The sequence below is a fragment of the bacterium genome (assembly GCA_023230585.1).
Classification (GTDB): domain Bacteria; phylum Ratteibacteria; class UBA8468; order B48-G9; family JAFGKM01; genus JALNXB01.
Genome location: JALNXB010000043.1, coordinates 1 through 15,717, shown reverse-complemented (window position 1 = coordinate 15,717; position 15,717 = coordinate 1). Strand labels below are relative to the sequence as shown.

The following is a 15,717-nucleotide window of genomic DNA, read 5'->3' as shown; positions in this document are numbered from 1 at the left end:
ATACCATTGTTATTGCACTGGTCAATGTTGTCTTTCCGTGATCTACGTGCCCGATTGTTCCTATATTTACGTGCGGCTTACTCCTTACAAATTTCTCCTTTGCCATTTTAATGCCTCCTTAATTATATTTCTTAATTAAATTTAGAAAACAAAAGGTCCCCTAAACTTGAATCTTTTCCAAAAACACTTTAAATACAGCTGCTGATGGGGATTGAACCCATGACCCCGTCCTTACCAAGGACGTGCTCTACCACTGAGCCACAGCAGCAACATATCAAATTTTAATAGTAAAATTCATATGTAAACAACTAAATTATAAGAGAAATACCAATATTTGTCAAACAAATACACAATTACTAAGTGTAGTTTAGTTCTCTTTTTTCCTTTCTAATTAGTTCTCAAAATTTTTCCAATACTCCAAACTCCCTTCATCTGGTTTTACAGAGCTCAGCTTGCGAAACCAAGAGCCTTTAGTCGGTTTGAACCCAGTGGTTCAACTCCCTAAAAACTCCCATAGAGCGGGAAACGGGATTTGCAAAACCATTCTGGTTTTACAGAGCTCAGCTTGCGAAACCAAGAGCCTTTAGTCGGTTTGAACCCAGTGGTTCAACTCCCTAAAAACTCCCATAGAGCGGGAAACGGGATTTGAACCCGCGACTTCAACCTTGGCAAGGTTGCACTCTACCGCTGAGTTATTCCCGCAAAAATATAGCTCTGAACTATATTATTATAACGATTTTTCAACTTTTGTCAACCAACCCTTGAATTTCGAACTTTTATAACTCTTTTAAAATTTCAGAATTTACAATATTTAGCATATCTGTTGGCAGTGGTGCAGTAAAAGAGATGCGACTTCCATTTTCTGGATGTATCAAAGAAATTTTAGAAGAATGTAGACCTACTCTACTTATCAATGGAGATAAAACACCATATTTTTTATCTCCAATTATAGGAAACCCTAAAGAAGAAAGCACAAGTCTTATCTGGTGAGTCCTTCCTGTTATCGGTTCTGCTTTAACCAGCGAGATATTTTTATCCCTCATATAACCAACTGCTCTTAATCTTGTAATACTTTTTTTGCCCCTCAAAAAACCTTCTCCCATCTTAAGTGGCTCTCTTTTGTCTTTAGAGATTACCATCTCAACTTCTTTCAATGGAGAAGAAAAAGAACCCTTAACCAGAGCAATATATTCTTTTTCAACCTGCCTGTTTTTAAATTGAGCAACAATATTTTCGTAAGCAAACTCTGTTTTTGTAAAGAGGATAACCCCTGAAGTCTCTTTATCCAATCTATGCACCACCCCAGGCCTTAAAGAACCACCCCCTACAAGCAGAGTATGAAAAAGAATATAATTTAACAGAGTCTCTTCCGAGCCAGTACGAACAGGGTGAGTAACTAACCCAGATGGTTTATTCAAAACAATAATGTGGGAATCTTCATAAAGTATACTTAAAAGTCCTTTTTGAGGCTCAACTTTAAGTGTCTTCAATGAATCTATTGTCTCTTCAACCAAAATTATATCATTGTCTCTAAGATAGTAGGATGCCTTTAACTCCACTCCGTTAACCTGCACCCTTCCATCTTTGATCAATTCTTGTATTTTTGCTCGTGAAACACCCAAACAATGCTTCAGATAAACATCTACCCGTTCTCTCTTCCCAACTTCTTTGTAGACAAACTCTTTCACACTATTCAGTTCTTCTTTTTTGAAAGACTTTTAATTAAATCTTTACCTATAACATTTCTCTGTATTTGGTTTGTACCTTCATATATTTGGGTGATTTTTGCGTCTCTAAACATTTTTTCAACAGGATACTCTTTCATATACCCATACCCACCAAAAACCTGTATAGCATCAGTAGTAACTTTCATAGCAACGTCGGACGCAAACAATTTACACATAGCAGAATTGGTAGAAAAATCTTTAGAACCTGAATCTATCATTTTAGCTGTCTGGTAAATTAAAGCTCTGGCTGCTTCTATCTGTGTTGCCATATCGGCCAATATATGTTGAACTGCCTGAAAAGAACTTACAGGTTGCCCAAACTGTCTTCTCTGATGTGCATACTCAAGAGAAGCCTCAAACGCTCCTTGTGCAATTCCAAGAGCTTGAGATGCAACACCAGGGCGGCTTGCATCAAAATTCTTAAGGGTAATCATAAATCCCATACCTTCTCTTGCAAGAACATTTTCTGCTGGAACTTTACAGTTTTCAAAAACAAGTTCTCTTGTTGCAGAGGCTCTAATACCAAGTTTATTCTCTTTCTTTCCAAAGGTAAAACCATCCATACCTTTCTCAAGAATAAAAGCAGTAGCTCCTCTTGCGCCTTTTGTTTTATCTGTTGTAGCAATAACCACATATATTTCTGCTTCCCCAGCATTAGTAATCCACTGTTTCGTTCCATTAAGCACGTAATAGTCACCTTCTCTTTTTGCTGTTGTTGCAAGGGTTGTTATATCGCTACCAGCATCAGATTCTGTAACTCCAAAGGCTGCGATTTTCTCTCCTCTTGAAATATATGGAAGATACTTCTTTTTCTGTTCTTCATTTCCAAAAAGAAGTATTGGGAAGGTTCCAAGCGCAGTACCTGCATAAGCAAGAGAAATCCCTCCACAAACTTTACTAAGTTCTTCTATCGCCAAACAAAGTTCAAAAACTCCATAACCCATTCCACCGTACTCTTCTGGGATATATACACCAAAAAGATCAGACTCACCAAGCGCTTTAACAATATCGGTAGGAAAAATTTCTTTTTCATCGTATTCTGCTCTTACTGGCAAAATTTTTTCATTGGATATCTTTCTGGCAAGTTCTTTTATCATTAACTGTTCTTCTGTTAAAAAATAGTCCATAATTTCTCCTTTTAATAAATATGACTTACCATATTTATATCATCATATAAGAAGGTTTTCCCATATAACTGTGACAACCCATTCCATTTTATGTAGAACTTAACAAAGAATTAAATAAAGCATAGTTCTACTTTTAACTTTAATCCTGATATTTTTTAAGTACAAGGCTAATGTTATGTCCACCAAATCCAAATGAGTTAGAAAGTGCAATTTCTACTTCTTTATTCATAGCTTTGTTAGGAACATAAAAAAGATCACAATCTGGGTCAGGAAACTCATAATTAATTGTTGGAGGGATAAGCCCTTCTTTAATAGTTAAGCAAGTAGAAACAAATTCAATTGCTCCTGCTGCTCCTAAGGTATGCCCTATCATAGATTTTATTGAACTGACAGGAATATCATAGCTTCTTTTGCCAAAAACACTCTTTATTGCAAAAGTTTCGCCCTTATCATTAAGATTTGTTGAGGTTCCGTGTGCATTGATATAGTCCACATTTTCAACATCTACCAGAGAGTCTTCCAAAGCATACTTCATTGACAAAGCAGCTCCCTCTCCTTCTGGGTGAGGTGCAGTTATATGGTATGCATCGCAACTCATTCCAGCGCCCAAAAACTCCGCATAAATCTTTGGAGCTTTTCTTGCAAGAGCGTGTTCAAGACTCTCAAGAACAACTATGCCAGCACCTTCCCCAATTACAAAACCATCTCTTTCCTTATCAAAAGGCCTTGAAGCTTTCTCAGGAGCATCGTTTCTCGTTGAAAGAGCCTTCATAGAACAGAAACCAGCAAGTCCAAGAGGTGTAATACAAGATTCTGTACCTCCCGCAATAATTACATCAGCCAAACCCTGTCTAATCATATAAAGAGCAGTTGCAAGCCCATGAGCACCCGAAGCACATGCGCTAACAGTTGCAAAATTTATTCCTTTGAAACCAAACTGTAAAGCAACCTGCCCAGCAGCCATATCTGGAATAAGCATAGGTATTAGAAAAGGCGAAATCCTTGAAGGTCCACCTTCTAAAAGTACTTTATGTTGTCCTTCAACAATATTAAGCCCACCTATCCCTGCTCCAATAATAACTCCTGCCCTTTCTTTTTCTTCTTCGCTCAAATCCAAACCACTATCCTTAAGAGCCTCTTCTGATGCTTTTAGGGCAAACTGCACAAAAGCATCCATTCTACGCAAAGCCTTTGGGTTGTACCCTTCTATTTGAAAATCTTTAATTTCACCTGAAATTTGTGATGTGTACGCTGTAACATCAAATTTACTTGTAATGCCTATACCGTTAACACCTGACCTTAAAGAGTTCCAAGATTCAGGCATACTATTGCCAACAGGTGTCACAAGACCCATTCCTGTTACAACAATTCTTCTTCTCATTGTTTACTCTCTATATAGTCTACAGCATCTTTAACTGTCTTTATGTTCTGTGCATCTTCATCAGGGATATCCAGTTTAAATTTTTCTTCAAGAGCCATTACCAACTCAACTGTATCAAGAGAATCTGCTCCAAGATCATCAATAAAAGATGCTTCTTCTTTAACTTCTGTTAAGCCTACACTCAATTCTTTTGATACAATCTCTTTAACTTGTCCTACTATTTCATTCCTTTCCATTATTCCTCCTGTTTTTACTTTTTTTAATGTTTTTATTAAAAGCAACACTACATTACAAGCCCACCGTCCACTCTAAAGACCTGTCCTGTAATATATGCGGAACTATCTGAAGCAAGAAAAACTATCAAGTCTGAAACCTCTTCTGAGGTACCAAATCTTCTTAATGGAACCCTTGCCTCCATATCGTTTTTAACTTTTTCAGGCAACCTTTCTGTCATAGGTGTCATTATGTAGCCGGGAGCAACTGCATTCACATTAACTCCAAACCTTCCAAACTCTCTTGCACAGGTTTTAGTAAGAGAAATCATCCCACCCTTAGAAGCACTATAGTTTGCCTGTCCGATATTTCCAATCTGCCCGATAATTGAGGCAACATTAACTATTTTACCAAACCTCTTAGAAAGCATAGATTTGCCTACTATTTTACTACATAAAAAGGTTCCTTTCAAATTTACGTTTAAAACACTATCCCAATCTTCTTCTTCCATACGAATCACAAGGGTATCTTTGGTAATCCCTGCATTGTTAATAAGAATATCTACCTTTCCCCATTTTTGGAGAATCACTTCAAGATTTTCTTCAATCTCTTTTTTATTAGTTATATCTATTTTGGAAGATATCGTCTCAATTTTTTTTTCTTTTAATTCAGTTTCAAATTCACTATTTATATTAACATCCCAAAGTACCAGTCTTGCTCCAAAAGCACCAAACTTTGTAGCAAGGGACCTTCCAATACCTCCAAAAGCACCTGTAATAACAACAACCTTGTCTTTAAACATTTTTATCCCCTTTGTGTTTTTTTTGCCTCTATTCAACGCCTTTTGTCATTGCGAAGGAGTGAATATTACGATTACGGCAATCTCCTCTTTTACCATTACTATTTTAAGTTTTCCACAAAATCAGTTAAAGACCTATTATCTTCAACATTGAAAACCTTTGATTCAGGCAAAATACCTTCTATGATTCTCTTTAAAACCTTCTTAGGACCAACTTCTACAAAAACACCTTCACCAATATTTTTTATTATATCAAGCCACTTCACAGTAGTAGATATCTGTTTAATCAACCCTTCTTTCACTTCTTTGCCATCAACAGCCTCTTCTCCAGAATAGTTTAAATATAATGGTATTTTAGGATCTTTGAAATCGAGTTTATCTAACTCTACAGAAATTAGTTCTCCAGCCTTTTTCATAAGAGAAGTGTGAAAAGGGCCGCTAACATTAAGCATAATACCTTTAATTCTTTTCTGTTTAAGATATAAGTTAAGTTTTTCAAGCGCTTCTTTTTTTCCTCCTACAACAATTTGAGAATCAGAATTATGGTTTGATACCTCTATATCAGGGAATTCTTTCAACACATCTTCAACATCAGGCAGTTTCATCCCTAAAACTGCCATAAGTGACCCATCAACCTTGCCAGAAATTTCATCCATAATATGAGCTCTTTTTTTAACAATATAAAACCCTTCACTCAAAGTTAACACACCCGAAGCAACAAGAGCAGAATACTCTCCAAGACTGTGCCCAGCAACAGCCGAAGGAGTAAAGCCATTCTTTTTCAATATATGCCAACAGACCATACTTACACCAAAAACAGCAGGTTGACATATAAGGGTTCTTGTTAACTCTTCTAAGGGTCCGTTCATAATTTTATCAAGAAGCGGAAGAGCCGTTATCTTTTCGCCTTCTCTAATAATATCAGCACACTCTGGTACCGACTCAATAAATTCTTTCCCCATCCCAACATATTGGGATGCTTGTCCAGGAAAAACGACAGTTAAATTTTTTATTTTGTCCATTTTATAAGATTTGCCCCCCATGTAAGACCTCCACCAAAAGCAACAGTAACTATTAGATCTCCTTTTTTTAGAAAACCGCTACGACCAGCCTCGTCAAGAGCTATTGGAATACAGGCAGCAGACATATTGCCGTATTTTTCAATATTTACAAAAAACTTTTCAGCAGGCATACCAAGACTTCGAGCTACCCCTTGGATTATTCTCATATTAGCTTGATGAGGAACTACTATTTTCAAGTCATCTTTTTTCAAATTATGGGCATCAAGAATCTTATTAACAGATTCACTCATAGACTGTATCGCTATCTTAAAAAGAGCAGAACCTTCCATCTTCATATAATGTAAATGATTTTCAATAGTATCAAAAGAGGCAGGAAGAAAACTCCCACCAGCAGGTGCATGAAGCATCTCTTCATAACTGCCATCTGCTCCAAGATAAGAACCAAGTAAACCCGGCTCATCAGATGCCCTTACTATTGCCGCTCCTGCTCCATCCCCTAAAAGTACACAAATACTTCTATCTGTATAATCTGTAAGACGGCTCATACATTCGTTAGCAACAACAAGACCGGTTTTATATGTTTTACAGGAAATAAAATTTCTTGCTGTCTCTAATGCATAAATAAAGCCAGTACAAGCAGCCGATAAATCAAAAACAGGTATATTTTTAATCCCAAGTTTAGATTGTATCAAACAAGCAGTTGAAGGAAAAAACTTATCAGGAGTAACCGTTGCTACAATAATAAAATCTATTTCACTCGGAGAGATCGAAGCATCTTCACAAGCAAGTAGAGAAGCCCTATACCCAAGGTCAGATGTCGCCATATTTCTGGGACAAATTCTTCTCTCCCGAATACCTGTCCTTGTCAAAATCCACTCGTCTGTTGTATCAACCATAACCTCCATATCTCTATTATTCAGGGTATCCTCAGGTAAAAAAGAACCTGTGCCAATAATTGAAACATTAGTCATTTTGCTCTTCATCTCCAATGGTTTTAAGGTGTGACATCAAATCAGATTCAACTACCTTTTTCCCAAGTTTCATTGCACTAAATATAGCCCTCGGAGAAGAACGGCCGTGACTTACAACAACAACACCATTAACACCAAGCAGAATTCCTCCACCATATTCAGCATAATCTATCTTTTTGACAAAATTAGTAAAAGTATTTTTTAATAAAAACCCCCCCACTTTACCTACCATGGTCTTTCTTATTTCTCTTAAAAGCATCGCTTTAAAAGACCTTGTTGTACCTTCTGTAACTTTCAAAACTACATTACCTGTAAATCCGTCTGTAATTACAACATCTGCCTTACCCATAAAAAGTTCTTGTCCTTCAATATTTCCATTAAAATTTATATCTGGGTCTTTATCAAGAAGATTGTAGGACGTTTTTCTCAATTCGTCTCCTTTAGTAGATTCTGACCCTATGTTAAGCAGAGCGACCCTCGGATTTTTAACTTCAAATACATTTGAAGAAAAAAGAGCACTCATTTTTGCTGCTTGTAATATATGGGCAGGTTTTGAATTTACGTTAGCACCAGCGTCTGCAAAAACAGTAAATGTTCCATTTATGTTTGGTAGGAGAATTGCAATAATTGGTCTTTCTATTTTTGACATCAACCCAAGTTCAGATATTGCGTAAGACACATACGCTGCTGTATTTCCAGCACTTAAAGCGTAATGAGCATTTCCAGATTTAACCATTGAAATGGCATGGCACATACTGTTATCTCTAAATTTAAGCAGATGTAGATTAACCTTTTCATCCATCTTGATACATTTTTCTATATTACATATACTAATAAATGGATGTTTTTCTTTATTTATATGTTTACTTAGAGCAACCTCATTACCAATAAGAAGAATCTCTAAGTTATCTTTTTCCGATATCAGATCACAGGCCTTGATAGTAGAAAAAGGAGCATTATCTCCACCCATTGCATCAATTGAAACAATAGTTTTTTTGGTGTTCATTTCGTTTTATTTTCAACTGTTAAAACGGGTTTGCCTTTATAGTAGCCACAAAAATCACATACTATGTGGGGCATCTTCTTCTCGCCACAATTTGAACAGATACTTAAAGAATACTCCTTAATTTTTTTATGGGCATTTCTTCTTTTACCTGTTCTACTGTTCGAATGTCTACGTTTTGGATTTGGCATTAAGAACCTCCTCTTCTCTTTTTTTCAAAAACATTATCCACTTTTTTTACCAACTCATTTTTCACGATGGTTGGCACAAACTTTGAAATATCTCCTTTAAGAAAAGCCAATTCTTTTACAAGAGACGAACTTATGAAAAAGAACTCCTCTCCTGGCATTAAAAAAACTGTCTCTATATTTTCGTTTAGCCGTCTATTGGTCAAAGCCATTTGGAATTCATACTCAAAATCAGAAACAGCTCTTAGCCCTCTTAAAATAATATTTATATTTTTCTGGCTAAGGTAATCAACAAGTAAACCATCAAACTTATCTATTTCTACTTTCTTATTACCTTTATAAATCTCTTTTAAAAAATCAACCCTCTCTTCTCCTGTAAAAAGAAAGTCTTTTCTTGGAAAAGTAGAAACTGCAATTACAATTCTATCAAGAAATGAAAAACTCTTTTTTATAACATCTATATGCCCATTTGTAACAGGGTCAAAACTTCCCGGATAAACAGCGACTCTTTCAATATTTTTTTTCACTTTCAACACCTAAAATAGGAGATAAAACTCCTACCATATTTTTTTTCTTTGTAGAGATTTAGACCCTCAAATGACGAAAACTTTATATGTTTTCCATGTTCTACAACTATTGTTCCGTCTTTTTTTATTATTCCTTTTGCCACAATTGACGAAAGAATATTTACAACTCTCTTTTCACTATAATTATATGGAGGGTCGGCAAGGACCAAGCCAAATTTTACATCTTCAAATTTATCAACAGATTTTTCTACACTACCTTTCACTACCGTGCAGAAAGTTGATATACCAAGATTATCTAAGTTTTTCTTTATTATTCGACAAGCTTCATAACTGTTTTCAATAAAGACAACCTCTTTTGCCCCTTGACTAAAAGCCTCAATTCCCATTGCTCCTGTTCCTGCAAAGAGGTCCAAAACATTCTCATTCTCAAAAGACCCTCTCAAAACATCAAAGACAGATTCTCTAACAATATCTTTTGAGGGCCTTAAATTCTTATTTTTAAGAAAGAGTAAGTTTCTACCCTTTAATTTTCCACCTATAATCTTCATACATTAAATTTATGAGGTTTCAACCTATGCCAATCTATTAGTAAAGAGGTAGCAATAAAAATGGACGAGTAGGTTCCTATAACAAAACCTATCAACAGAGCAAAAGAAAAAATATGTAGTGTTTCCCCACCAAAGAAAAAGAGACATACAACAACAAAAAGAGTAGTTAGAACAGTTAGAACTGTCCTGCTGAGGGTTTCATTTATGCTTCTATTGAAAACAGCAACATAATCATTGTCTCGATACTTTCTTATATTTTCCCTTACCCTATCATAAATAACAACAGTATCATTAACAGAGTATCCTGCAATAGTTAAAAGAGCAGCAATAGCGGTTGCATCAATCTGTTTTTTTGTAAGTGCAAGCACAGCCACAACAAAAAGCATATCGTGAAAAATTGCCACAGTTGCCCCAACTGCAAATCTAAATTCAAACCTTATTGTAAGATACAATAGAATCCCTAACATTCCCGCAATAAATGCATATAACGCTTTTTTTCTAAGTGTAGTACTCATAGAGGGAGAAACAAGTGAAGAACTCTTTACAGCAAAACCTTCTTCTCCATATTTTTCTCTTAAAGCTTCAAGTATTGTCTCATGAGTGTTAGGACCACTCTTAATTATAAAACTCTTCCCATCAGTTCCCAGCACCTGAACAGAATAAGTTCCTATATTAAGAGTTCTTATCACTTCTCTTACATCGGTAGCGCTACAACTTTTACTAAATTCAATATCCATCATATCGCCACCAACAAAATCTACTCCGAAGTTATCTTTCCCTTTTATACCAAAAAATATAAGTCCAGTTAAAATTACTATCAGAGAAAATATATATGCTATTCTTCTTTTTCCTACAAAGTCAAAATTTGTGCTTTTTATAAGTTCCATTATATCCTCAGTTTTTCAATTTTTCTTGTTAACATTACCCAATCAACTATAGCTTTTGTTACAAAAACTGCCGTAAAAAGGTTGGCTATAATACCAATGCTTAAAGTAAGTCCAAACCCTCTTATAGAACCTTCCCCAAGAAAAAAGAGAATAAGACCTGTAATAAGGGTAGTTATATTTGAATCTATAATTGCAGTCCACGCTCTGCGATACCCTGCATCAACACTAGCTCTTGGGCTTTTCCCTGATTTAAGCTCTTCCCTGATTCTTTCAAATATAAGAACGTTCGCATCAACAGCCATACCACAAGTTAAAGCAATACCTGCAATACCGGGAAGAGTAAGAACACCTTTCAAAGTAGCAACAAGTCCAAGCAGAATTAAAACGTTTAACGCAAAGGCAAAATTAGCAAGAAGTCCAAATGCTGAATAGTATATAAGCATAAAAAGAACAACCACTATTCCACCATAAACCGCTGCTCTAAATCCTTGAGTAATATTAGCCTGTCCCAAAGTAGGACCTACCACTTCTCTATATATTATATCCACTTTGGCAGGTAATGCTCCAGCCCTAAGCACTATAGCAAGATTACGTGCTTCTTCTATAGAAAATCTGCCAGTTATCTGAGCATTTCCGCCTCCGATCCGTTCTCTTATAACAGGCGCAGATTTAACAACTCCGTCAAGAACTATTGCAAGCCGTTTATTTATGTTGTTAGAAGTTACCTGTTCAAAAAGTATTGCACCCTCTTTACTAAACCTTAAACTAACATCAGGAAAACCAGAACTATCATAACCAACATAAGCATCATCTATATATTGCCCTGTCATTTCTGGCTCTTTTTTTACAAGAATAGAACGGGTTTCTCTAACAATATCTCTCTCATCTTTCTCTCTCTCATAAAGAAGTTCATAACCTTCTGGAACCTCTCCACTTAAAGCCTGTGACATAAGGTCAGGGTCGTCAGATACAACTTTAAATTCAAGAAGAGCAGTCTGACCTATCATTTCTATTGCTTTCTCTGGGTCACCAACTCCGGGTAGGTCAACAATAATTCTATCAAAACCTTCCTTTTGAATAACCGGCTCAGTAACACCAAGAGCATCTATCCTATTTCTTATAATTTCAAGAGCTCTGTCTGTCATATCAGAGAGACTCTTATCTTTAGCATCAACATTTTCAACTTGTAGCACTACGTGTACCCCGCCTTGCAAGTCAAGACCACGCTTTATCTTCTTTTGGGGTGGATAAATCTGATAAATACATACAACCGCTACTGCAAGTATGATCAAAAATTTAGAATAATATTGTTTCGTCATTTTTTATAGACCTCTTTAGGGTTAAAAATCTTATCTTCCACTTCACAAAAAGAATCATCTTCTTTTTGCAACTTTCTAAAAAAACAAGAATAATATCCTTTATGGCACGCACCTCCCTTCTGTTCAATCACAAAAAGAAGAGCATCATTATCACAATCTATATATATATCTTTCAAGACCTGAAAGTTGCCAGACTCTTCTCCTTTCAGCCACAACTTTTTACGGCTCCTGCTATAATAATGCATTCGCCTTGTTTCAATAGTTTTAATAAGAGCCTCACTATTCATATAGGCAACCATCAAAACTTCGCCTTTATCATCTTGAACTATTGCAACTACCAATCCTTTCTTATCAAACTTTATTTGTGATATAATATCTCTGTTTTTCAATTTTTTATCCTATAATTATACAATATGTAAAGGAAAAATGTCAAATTCAAATAAGGATACTATAAAAACAAAATTGTGGCAAGCACTTTTAAAAATACCCTTTGGTCAAACAGTAAGTTATTCTCAACTTGCCAAAAATATGGGTATGCCAAAACATACCCGATATATCTCCTCTTTCTTAAAAGAGAACTCTCTGCCTATTTCAATTCCTTGCCACAGGGTTATAAGAAAGAGTGGAGAATATGGAAAATTTGGTTTAGGTAAAGAGTTCAAAGTTTATCTTATTGAATGGGAATCTTCCTTTTTTAATAAAAAAACTTGAAGCAATTAGCAACTCCTCGTGAACACCGCCCAGTTTGTGAATATTCAGCAAACCATCCCCACACTTGCCTCTCCCATTGGGGGAGAGGATGTAAGGTGAGGGGTTATTTGTATTTACGTTTTGTCCTTATCTTTACGTCTTCCGTTTTTCCTTGCCTGCTAATAGCCTCTCTCAGAAAAACTGTCGGGATAAACCCTCATCCCTGACCCTTCTCCTTCCGAGGAATTGCCACGCTGATAATCGCTCGCAATGACAAGCATGGGGGGTTCAGAGTACCCGATTTTTAAGCAGACCACCAAACAAATCCTTATGAAAAACATCTATTCTTTTCTTATCTGCAACAGAAATTTCCCTGGGAAAAGGCATATCTTGTCTACTTGAAACATCATCAAGTATTCCATAAGCCACATCAACAACATCTTTCATAACATTGAAATCTACTATCTCTAATTTATTTAAATGGCTATGGAAAGGGAAATATCCTTGATAAGAGTTATGCCTTCTAAACCATATAGAGGGCACCCCCATAATATTAAATGGGAACTGGTCACTAAAAGGAGAAATATCTGAACTAAGATTATACCATTCCCCACTTTGTTCAACTTTTTCTTTTATATATGAAGAAAGTTTTTCCTCACCTGTTACAAGTATTTTATTTTCGCCGTAAAACGAACTACAACTATCAAAATTCATATTAAACATACAGTTTTTTACTATATCTTTATTATTTTTAACAAAATTGAGAGAACCGTAAGAAAGAACCTCTTCAGAACCACAAGATACAAGCAGAATATTTTTTTCTTTTAAAGGAACATCTTTAAGCCTACGCGCAATTTCAAGCAGAATAGCAACCCCAGTAGCATTATCAGTTGCACCTTCTCCAATCATAACACTATCGTGATGAGCCGTAATAATTATGTTCTCTTTACCTTTACCTTTCCTAAAACCAACAACATTCTGGCTAAAAAGATTTCTCTTCTTACCAGCAACTTTTACAAAAACTTTTTTAACACCTTCTTTTAAAAGATTTACAGTATCAAAATAGATTGGCAGTACAACAGGTAACATCTTTTCTTGCATCCACAAGTACGGCATACCGTCGGCTATAAGCCAGGGAACAGGATATCTACTATCATTAACTATTAAAACTTTAGCTCCAGAGTTCACAAGTGCCCTATAATCTTTTAGGTCTTCGCCCAAACCTCCATAAACTATAACTGCTTTACCTTGTATCTCCTCTTTCTTTTTTGTGGCAAGCTTAATATTTTCAAGATATGCAAGTTCAAGAATTTCTCCTTCTGGATTTTCAGTAAACCCTGATTGAGCAAGAGGCAATACATCGAGTTTTACTATTTCTTCTCCTCTAAATTTACCAAACTCAACAGTAGAGTACTCCATTTTTTCTACTGGGAACTCTTGAATTTCAGTTGATAGCCCTGATTTTTCAAAACCTTCTTTTATATAATCTGCAACTCTTCTTTCTTCTGGAGAACCATACATTCTAACACCAACATCTTTACACATAAAACGCATATCTTGTTTCATTCCTTCCATATTACATCTCCCTTGTAAATATTAGTGTTCCACTCTTTTATCCCTACTATTATTTTTATCCTTGCCTTTGTATTTTCTTCGTGAAAAAAGTATGTGTCTATGAACGCCTAAATTTGTCATTCCGGATCAAGTCCGGAATAACATACAGGAACAACTCCCTCGGAGATACTCGGGATAAACCTCGCTTTTATCTTTACATCTTTTGATTAAGGGTTCCTAACAACTCCACTACTTTTAAAGCTGTCGTTTCTCTTGATATATCTATATACTCTTCTACCCTACCATCTTGAAAAATAAATGCAACCTTAGATTTACCCTCTTTTTTAAAAAAAGTTGGAGTGTTAGCCACTATCATATCAAGTTTTTTTCTTACCAACTTTTCTTTTGCGTTTGCAAGAATATTTTCTGTTTCAAGAGCAAATCCTACAACTATCTGTTCTTCTCTCTTGATTTTTGCCATCTCCTGCAAAATATCTGGGTTAGGTACCAACCTAAGTAACCACTCATTTTTTCTTTTAATTTTTTCTTTCTCCTTAAGAATCGGCTTCCAATCTCCAACAGCCGCAGACATTATCAAAGCGTCAGATTTGGGGAACATTTCAACAAGAGCATCCTTCATCTCTTCTGCTGTCTCCACATTAACAAGGGTTACCCCTTTGGGAGGACTTAGGTTCACAGGACCACTAATTAAGGTAACACTATGACCTGCTTTTAAAGCATATTTCGCAATTGAATACCCCATTTTTCCAGTTGAGTGATTAGTTATAAACCTTATAGGGTCCAAATGTTCACGAGTAGGACCAGCACTAATTATTATTTTCATTTTGAATTGCCAACCATTCAAGTTCAGATTCTATAAAACCATCAATTTCACCATCAATTACCGCCTCAACATTACCTGTTTCAAAACCTGTTCTATGGTCTTTTACCATAGTATAAGGACAAAAAACATAAGAACGTATCTGACTTCCCCATTCTATCTTCTTCTGAAGACCTTTTTTCTCTTCCTCTTCTTTCTGTTTTTCTTCCAGTCTCAACTGATACAAACGGCTTAAAAGTAGTTTCATAGCAGTTTCTCTATTTTTAAATTGACTCCTCTCGTTCTGGCATTGCACAATAATTCCAGTAGGTAAATGCTTTATCCGTATTGCTGTTTCAACCTTGTTAACATGCTGCCCGCCAGCGCCACCACTCCTATATGTATCTATCTCCAGGTCATCCTCATTTATTTCTATCGCAGCATCTTTAGGAGCTTCTGGTATAACATTTACAGCCGCAAAACTGGTATGTCTCCTTTTATTTGAATCAAAAGGAGATATTCGAACAAGACGGTGTACTCCATTTTCTCCTTTAAGATACCCATAAGCGTAAGCTCCAGAAACAATTGCTGTAAGTCTTTTTATTCCCGCTTCATCACCTGGAAGATAATCTACCAGATTTATGCTAAACCCTTTTTTTGAAGCCCATTTGCTATACATTCTCCATAAAATACTAACCCAATCACAGGCTTCTGTTCCACCTGCTCCTGAGTGAAGCGTAAAAATAGCGTTTTTACTATCCTGTTGGTCTCTCCACAAAAATCTAATTTTTAATTTAGATATATCATTTTTTAGTTCGTTACTAAGAGTTTCCCCTTCCTCAAATAAATCTTTATCTTTCTCAACTAAAAGGAGTTCTATTATAGCGCCCAAGTTTTCATTCTTTTCATCTATTTCATCCACAGAAGAGAGTGTCTCACTT

The 15,717-nt window shown here is 35.8% G+C and carries 19 protein-coding genes and 2 tRNA genes; 1 reads left to right on the top strand and 20 read right to left on the bottom strand.

Annotated elements, in window-relative coordinates; translation table 11 throughout:
- From M0P98_07210 to hisI, 17 genes are all read right to left on the bottom strand, one after another.
- Nucleotides 1-106: GTP-binding protein (locus M0P98_07210; protein ID MCK9266646.1), on the bottom strand; the 106-nt coding region annotated here is incomplete at its 3' end.
- Between the two features lie 90 nt (nt 107-196).
- Nucleotides 197-268, bottom strand: a tRNA-Thr gene (locus tag M0P98_07205).
- 362 nt (nt 269-630) lie between these two features.
- Nucleotides 631-702: transfer RNA gene (locus M0P98_07200), tRNA-Gly, on the bottom strand.
- 74 nt (nt 703-776) lie between these two features.
- Complete coding sequence (locus tag M0P98_07195) at nt 777-1,688, bottom strand: RluA family pseudouridine synthase (protein MCK9266645.1); 912 nt, start codon at nt 1,686-1,688, stop codon at nt 777-779.
- Between the two features lie 5 nt (nt 1,689-1,693).
- On the bottom strand, nt 1,694-2,854 hold the full coding sequence (locus tag M0P98_07190) for an acyl-CoA dehydrogenase family protein (GenBank protein MCK9266644.1): 1,161 nt from the start codon (nt 2,852-2,854) through the stop codon (nt 1,694-1,696).
- Nucleotides 2,855-2,993: 139 nt separating this feature from the next.
- Nucleotides 2,994-4,235, bottom strand: a complete 1,242-nt coding sequence (fabF, locus tag M0P98_07185) for a beta-ketoacyl-ACP synthase II (GenBank protein MCK9266643.1) — start codon at nt 4,233-4,235, stop codon at nt 2,994-2,996.
- On the bottom strand, nt 4,232-4,471 hold the full coding sequence (gene acpP / locus M0P98_07180; protein ID MCK9266642.1) for an acyl carrier protein: 240 nt from the start codon (nt 4,469-4,471) through the stop codon (nt 4,232-4,234). Before acpP ends, fabF begins: the two co-directional genes overlap by 4 nt.
- A gap of 47 nt (nt 4,472-4,518) precedes the next feature.
- Nucleotides 4,519-5,250 (bottom strand): 3-oxoacyl-[acyl-carrier-protein] reductase, encoded by a 732-nt coding sequence (gene fabG, locus M0P98_07175; GenBank protein MCK9266641.1) that lies wholly within the window; start codon nt 5,248-5,250, stop codon nt 4,519-4,521.
- A 98-nt stretch (nt 5,251-5,348) separates the two neighbouring features.
- The gene (locus M0P98_07170) at nt 5,349-6,269 is read right to left on the bottom strand and encodes an ACP S-malonyltransferase (GenBank protein ID MCK9266640.1); all 921 of its coding nucleotides are present in this window, start codon (nt 6,267-6,269) and stop codon (nt 5,349-5,351) included.
- Entirely contained in the window at nt 6,257-7,240 is a 984-nt protein-coding gene (locus tag M0P98_07165) for a ketoacyl-ACP synthase III (protein MCK9266639.1), read from the bottom strand. Before M0P98_07165 ends, M0P98_07170 begins: the two co-directional genes overlap by 13 nt.
- Nucleotides 7,233-8,246, bottom strand: coding sequence for a phosphate acyltransferase PlsX (gene plsX, locus M0P98_07160; protein ID MCK9266638.1), 1,014 nt, complete (start codon nt 8,244-8,246; stop codon nt 7,233-7,235). The genes M0P98_07165 and plsX overlap by 8 nt, the downstream gene beginning before the upstream one ends.
- The gene (rpmF, locus tag M0P98_07155) at nt 8,243-8,434 is read right to left on the bottom strand and encodes a 50S ribosomal protein L32 (protein MCK9266637.1); all 192 of its coding nucleotides are present in this window, start codon (nt 8,432-8,434) and stop codon (nt 8,243-8,245) included. Before rpmF ends, plsX begins: the two co-directional genes overlap by 4 nt.
- On the bottom strand, nt 8,434-8,958 hold the full coding sequence (coaD, locus tag M0P98_07150; protein ID MCK9266636.1) for a pantetheine-phosphate adenylyltransferase: 525 nt from the start codon (nt 8,956-8,958) through the stop codon (nt 8,434-8,436). The genes rpmF and coaD overlap by 1 nt, the downstream gene beginning before the upstream one ends.
- 2 nt (nt 8,959-8,960) lie before the next feature.
- Nucleotides 8,961-9,506 carry a 16S rRNA (guanine(966)-N(2))-methyltransferase RsmD gene (gene rsmD / locus M0P98_07145; protein ID MCK9266635.1) on the bottom strand — a complete coding sequence of 182 codons (546 nt, stop codon included), beginning with the start codon at nt 9,504-9,506 and terminating at the stop codon, nt 8,961-8,963.
- The gene (secF, locus tag M0P98_07140; GenBank protein MCK9266634.1) at nt 9,503-10,393 is read right to left on the bottom strand and encodes a protein translocase subunit SecF; all 891 of its coding nucleotides are present in this window, start codon (nt 10,391-10,393) and stop codon (nt 9,503-9,505) included. The genes rsmD and secF overlap by 4 nt, the downstream gene beginning before the upstream one ends.
- Entirely contained in the window at nt 10,393-11,712 is a 1,320-nt protein-coding gene (gene secD, locus M0P98_07135; GenBank protein MCK9266633.1) for a protein translocase subunit SecD, read from the bottom strand. Before secD ends, secF begins: the two co-directional genes overlap by 1 nt.
- Nucleotides 11,709-12,101, bottom strand: coding sequence for a phosphoribosyl-AMP cyclohydrolase (hisI, locus tag M0P98_07130; protein ID MCK9266632.1), 393 nt, complete (start codon nt 12,099-12,101; stop codon nt 11,709-11,711). The genes secD and hisI overlap by 4 nt, the downstream gene beginning before the upstream one ends.
- Before the next feature lie 37 nt (nt 12,102-12,138).
- On the opposite strand from hisI, the gene M0P98_07125 reads away from it, so the two are divergent.
- The gene (locus tag M0P98_07125; protein ID MCK9266631.1) at nt 12,139-12,423 is read left to right on the top strand and encodes an MGMT family protein; all 285 of its coding nucleotides are present in this window, start codon (nt 12,139-12,141) and stop codon (nt 12,421-12,423) included.
- Nucleotides 12,424-12,690: 267 nt separating this feature from the next.
- Here the strand turns inward: M0P98_07125 and M0P98_07120 are convergent, their stop codons facing one another.
- From M0P98_07120 to prfB, 3 genes are all read right to left on the bottom strand, one after another.
- Nucleotides 12,691-13,977 carry a M20/M25/M40 family metallo-hydrolase gene (locus tag M0P98_07120; GenBank protein ID MCK9266630.1) on the bottom strand — a complete coding sequence of 429 codons (1,287 nt, stop codon included), beginning with the start codon at nt 13,975-13,977 and terminating at the stop codon, nt 12,691-12,693.
- Between the two features lie 193 nt (nt 13,978-14,170).
- Complete coding sequence (locus tag M0P98_07115) at nt 14,171-14,800, bottom strand: phosphopantothenoylcysteine decarboxylase (protein ID MCK9266629.1); 630 nt, start codon at nt 14,798-14,800, stop codon at nt 14,171-14,173.
- A partial coding sequence (gene prfB, locus M0P98_07110) for a peptide chain release factor 2 (protein ID MCK9266628.1) occupies nt 14,784-15,717 on the bottom strand: 934 nt, incomplete at its 5' end. The genes M0P98_07115 and prfB, both read right to left, overlap by 17 nt.